Annotated in this window: 4 protein-coding genes, 1 tRNA gene and 1 pseudogene; 5 read left to right on the top strand and 1 reads right to left on the bottom strand. The window is 59.0% G+C overall.

Annotated elements, in window-relative coordinates; translation table 11 throughout:
• Positions 1–300, bottom strand: a pseudogene (locus ACH2EH_RS12835) (hypothetical protein); the annotation flags it as partial.
• A gap of 60 nt (positions 301–360) precedes the next feature.
• On the opposite strand from ACH2EH_RS12835, the gene ACH2EH_RS12830 reads away from it, so the two are divergent.
• From ACH2EH_RS12830 to ACH2EH_RS12810, 5 genes are all read left to right on the top strand, one after another.
• Positions 361–448: transfer RNA gene (locus ACH2EH_RS12830), tRNA-Ser, on the top strand.
• Positions 449–488: 40 nt separating this feature from the next.
• Complete coding sequence (locus ACH2EH_RS12825) at positions 489–1,865, top strand: PIG-L deacetylase family protein (RefSeq protein ID WP_395142247.1); 1,377 nt, start codon at positions 489–491, stop codon at positions 1,863–1,865.
• A gap of 29 nt (positions 1,866–1,894) precedes the next feature.
• Positions 1,895–2,254, top strand: coding sequence for a DUF5658 family protein (locus tag ACH2EH_RS12820; RefSeq protein ID WP_395142245.1), 360 nt, complete (start codon positions 1,895–1,897; stop codon positions 2,252–2,254).
• Positions 2,255–2,267: 13 nt separating this feature from the next.
• Positions 2,268–3,230 carry an ABC transporter ATP-binding protein gene (locus ACH2EH_RS12815; protein WP_395142243.1) on the top strand — a complete coding sequence of 321 codons (963 nt, stop codon included), beginning with the start codon at positions 2,268–2,270 and terminating at the stop codon, positions 3,228–3,230.
• Entirely contained in the window at positions 3,230–4,174 is a 945-nt protein-coding gene (locus ACH2EH_RS12810) for an ABC transporter ATP-binding protein (protein ID WP_395142241.1), read from the top strand. The genes ACH2EH_RS12815 and ACH2EH_RS12810 overlap by 1 nt, the downstream gene beginning before the upstream one ends.
• Positions 4,175–4,388 lie beyond the last annotated feature (214 nt).

The raw sequence follows: 4,388 nt of genomic DNA, 5'->3' as shown, positions 1-4,388 counted from the left end.
TGCGGCCAGCCCCGCAATCGTAAATGCGGCGCTGGCGTGGCCGCTGGGAAAGCTATCGAAGGTCGAACCATCCGGGCGACGCTCGCGGGTCAGGAACTTGAGGCTGGTGACGAGCACCGTACTCGTTATCAGTGCGCGCCCCCGATCACGCGAATTCCCAGACAGAACCCCGGCGGCCAGAAATGCCAGGTTGCCTTCGTGCGAGAAAAACTTCGCCGTGGAACGGTCAAGGAGCCCCGTTTGGGCATGGCTGGGGGCGATGGCAAGAGTCGCAAACAAAACAGCTAGCAAGATTCGCATAGCCACAGTATCCCGCATCTTGGCAAATCGCACAAAAGACGGTAGAATCAATCCTGTTCTGGAGTGGTGTCCGAGTTGGTCGAAGGAGCACGATTGGAAATCGTGTAGGCTGTAAAAGGTCTCGTGGGTTCGAATCCCACTCACTCCGTTCTACATTCTTTTCGGGGTACAGGAGGACCTGAGCACTGTTGCGACGAATCACCTGGAAAAACTCCGTGCAGGCGGTTAAGCGCTGGCCTCGCTGGAAACGCCTTGCCTTGCTCGCTCTTGTCTCCCCTACTCTTCTTGCGGCCCTCGTCTCGGTGGGTTTTTATGCCAACTTGCATCGCACGGCCCAGGCGATGTCCGCGAGCTCTCTGCCGAAGCTCCCTGAACTCACCCAAACGCAGCGTCTATTGATCATCGCTCCGCACTGTGATGACGAGACCCTAGGAGCTGGTGGCCTCATCGCGCAAGCCCGCCAGAGCGGGATACCCGTCCAGGTGGTTTTTCTTACCAACGGCGATGCGTTTCCCGCCGCTTGTGCCCTCGTGACACGGCGCCTCCCCCCGCGTGCTACGGACTACGTCCATCTCGGAGAGATCCGTCAAAAAGAGGCGCTAAAGGCACTTGCCGTTCTGGGGGTGGAAGCAGGGTCAGTGAGCTTTCTCGGGTACCCGGATCGAGGGCTAAATGCGCTCTGGGAAGATCACTGGCTGCCCAGCGCTCCCTACCGTTCTGCCTACACAAACCGTAGCTCGACACCACGGGGAGCGTACTGTGGGGCGGCTCTAGTCACGGACATTAAGGGTATTGTGGAGAAGTTCCGCCCAACCGATATCTTTGTTACCCATCCCGCCGACGATCACATGGATCATAGCATCGCGGCCTCGTTCACGGAGGCCGCGCTCGCAGGCTCCTCCCTCAAGAATATCCGACTGCACTACTACATCGTGCACCGAGGTGACTGGCCGCTCCCCCAGGGCTACTCGCCCCAGCTTAATCTCGTCCCGCCTTCTGGGTTTGCGCTCGCGGATACCCACTGGCGCTCTTTGCCGCTGAGTCCAGAGACACAGAAGGTCAAGGAGCGTGCTCTGAACCAGTATCCTTCTCAGCTAGAGCTATGTGGCCGGCAGCTCCGATCATTTCTTAGAGGAAATGAGATTTTCGGAGCAACGGCCGAGCCTCGTATTGGAAGGTCGCAAATTGCAAAAGTACGTGATGCCCAGGGAGATGATGTGGTGCGCTTCGCAAACCCGGCGACAGACCTGACGGCCCTCTCTGCTCAGGTAGAAAACGAGACTCTTCGGGTCACTTTGCAGCTTCGCGGTGTGGCTGCCCCGGGAGTGCGCTATGGGCTTCGACTCCGCACCTCGTCGGGAGTTTATCTGGCACGAACCTTGCAGTCTCCACGACTAACACAAACCGGCAAACGTGAGCTCACCTACACGCTTCCTCTTGCACAGCTTCGCCTTGGTGAGTCAGGCGCTCTAAGCACTCTCTGGCTCTCGGCTGAAACAGGTATGACGACACGCTATATCGTGGACAGAACCGGCTACCGCCGCTTTATCTTACGCAATCCGTGATTGCTTTGCGAAGGAATGTACAGGAACCATTGGACAAAATTGATTCGCTCAACCGTCGTAACTCACTGCGCCTGCTCTTCCACGGCCCCATTGTTCTGCGGCGGGCTGCGGAAAAAGAGGCGCTGGTGCTTGCTACGATCTGCATGGCAGACATGTTCACCACACTGATGTGGGTGACCATGGGCTATGCGACAGAAGCCAATCACCTTCTGGCATGGACTTTTGATGTGCACCCCATCACTTTTGTTCTCGTGAAATCGGTCTCGTGTATCCCCGCAGTGCTCATGGCTCCCAAGCTCGCCCGTCGCCACAAGACCTTCACGATCTGGCTGCTCCGCATAATTATTGCTGTCTACGCGCTCACCTATTTCAAGCTCGCACAATTCTGATATACTGCCCGCTGTGAGTGAACCTCTCCTTTCTCTGGAGAACCTGGAAGTCTCGTTTCCCGCCGGAGCGGTCGTGCGGGGGGTCTCTCTTGCGGTAAGCCGTGGAGAAACCCTGGGAATCGTCGGCGAATCAGGCTCCGGCAAGACCATGACAGCGCTCTCCGCGCTACGCCTTATCCCCGAGCCGGGCCGCGTGACGGCGGGGCGCATTCTTTTTGAGGGACAGGATCTGCTCTCGTTGCCGGAAAAAGACTTGCGCTCAATACGTGGTGGCAGGATCGCGATGATCTTCCAGGATCCGATGACCAGCCTCAACCCGGTCTTCTCCATCGGGAATCAAATCGCCGAGTCCGTGCGCCTGCACAAGCGCGTCAGTAAATTCGATGCCTGGGAGGCTGCGGTCGCGGCCTTGCGCCGGGTGCAGATACCCGATCCAGAGCGCCGTGCACGCCAGTATCCCCACGAGCTCTCGGGGGGAATGCGACAGAGAGCGATGATCGCGATGGCGCTCGCCTCCGAGCCTGAGGTGCTCCTCGCCGACGAACCCACGACGGCGCTAGATGTGACGGTGCAAGCACAGATACTGACTCTCATTCGTCAGTTGCAACAAGAGCTTGGCATGGCGGTGATTTTTATCACCCATGACCTAGGGGTTGTCGCTCAAGTCTGTGACCGAGTCGCGGTTCTCTACGGCGGCCAGGTCATGGAAGAGGCCGGTGTCCACACGCTCTTTTCCAGCCCCAAACACCCCTACACGCGTGCCCTGCTGGAGTCGCTTCCTGAGCTGGCGCACGGCTCGCGGCTGAACTTTATCCCCGGTCAGCCCCCGACGCGTCCTAGTGAAATAAGCGGCTGCCCCTTTCGCCCCCGCTGCTCCGAGGCGATAGACAAGTGCGCTGAGCCGCTCCCCACAACGATCCTGCCCAAGGAGCACCTGGTGCGCTGTCATCGTGTTACCGCAGAGGAGGCACGCTGATGCTAGAAGTGAAAGATCTCTCGGTGCAGTTTGCCGTGGGTGGCGGGAAAATTGTCCGTGCAGTTGACGGCGTGTCGTTCTCTGTGGCAAAAGGCGAGACGCTGGGGATTGTCGGGGAGTCGGGGTGCGGCAAGTCCACGACGGGGCGGGCGCTTTTGCAGCTCTTGCCCAAGACGGCGGGAAGCGTGCGGTTTCAGGGCGCGGAAGTGGGCGGGCTGCGTGGCAGTGAGCTACTCGCGTTTCGTCGGAAAGTCCAGATGGTCTTTCAGGATCCCTACGCCAGCCTGTCCCCGCGCCTCACCGTCGGGCAGCTTGTTGGGGAGCCGCTGGAGATCCACGCTATTAAAGGCGATAAGAACGCGCGTGTTGAGGAGCTGCTACGCTCCGTGGGCCTGCCCGAAGGCATCGCCAGCCGCTTCCCACACGCCTTTTCCGGAGGTCAGCGACAGCGCATCGGGATCGCACGGGCGCTTGCTCTCAACCCCGAGCTGATTGTTCTTGATGAGCCTGTCTCCGCGCTGGATATCTCCGTGCGCGCCCAAGTAGTCAACCTCTTAATGGACTTGCAGCAGGAACGCGGGATCGCCTATATCTTCATCGGCCACGATCTGGCACTGATCCGGCATATCGCACACCGGGTCGCCGTGATGTATCTCGGGCGGATTGTCGAAATGGGAACTGCCGAGGCGATCTACTCCAACCCGCGCCACCCCTATACCCGCTCTCTTCTTGCCTCCGTTCCCCTGCCCGACCCGACCAAGCGCCGCAAGAGTGCGCCGCTGGAAGGCGACCCCCCCTCTCCGCTCAACATTCCCACCGGCTGCCGCTTCCGCACGCGCTGCCCGTTTTCACAAGCAATCTGTACAGAGAAAGAACCCACAATCGATCTGGAAAGCGGCGCTGCCTGTCATTTCTCACAGGAGCTGCCTGTCTGGAATTCTTGACAGGGTATCTTGCCAGGGATAGAATAGACCGAACATTTTTTAGGGACTCTTTTTCGTGGACTTTACCACGTCAATGTCAATCAACCTGGAGGTTTAGTATAAGTCATCATCGTGATGCCCGCGGTTTCGACCGCAATCGGGACATGGGCCCCCGAGTCAATGAGCGCATCCGCGTTCGAGAAGTCCGTGTTGTCGGCGAGGACGGAGAGCAACT

This window comes from Armatimonas sp. (assembly GCF_043760365.1).
In the GTDB taxonomy this organism is placed as follows: Bacteria; Armatimonadota; Armatimonadia; order Armatimonadales; family Armatimonadaceae; genus Armatimonas.
Note: the sequence above shows the minus strand (reverse complement) of the source record. Positions and strands in the feature narration are given on the sequence as shown.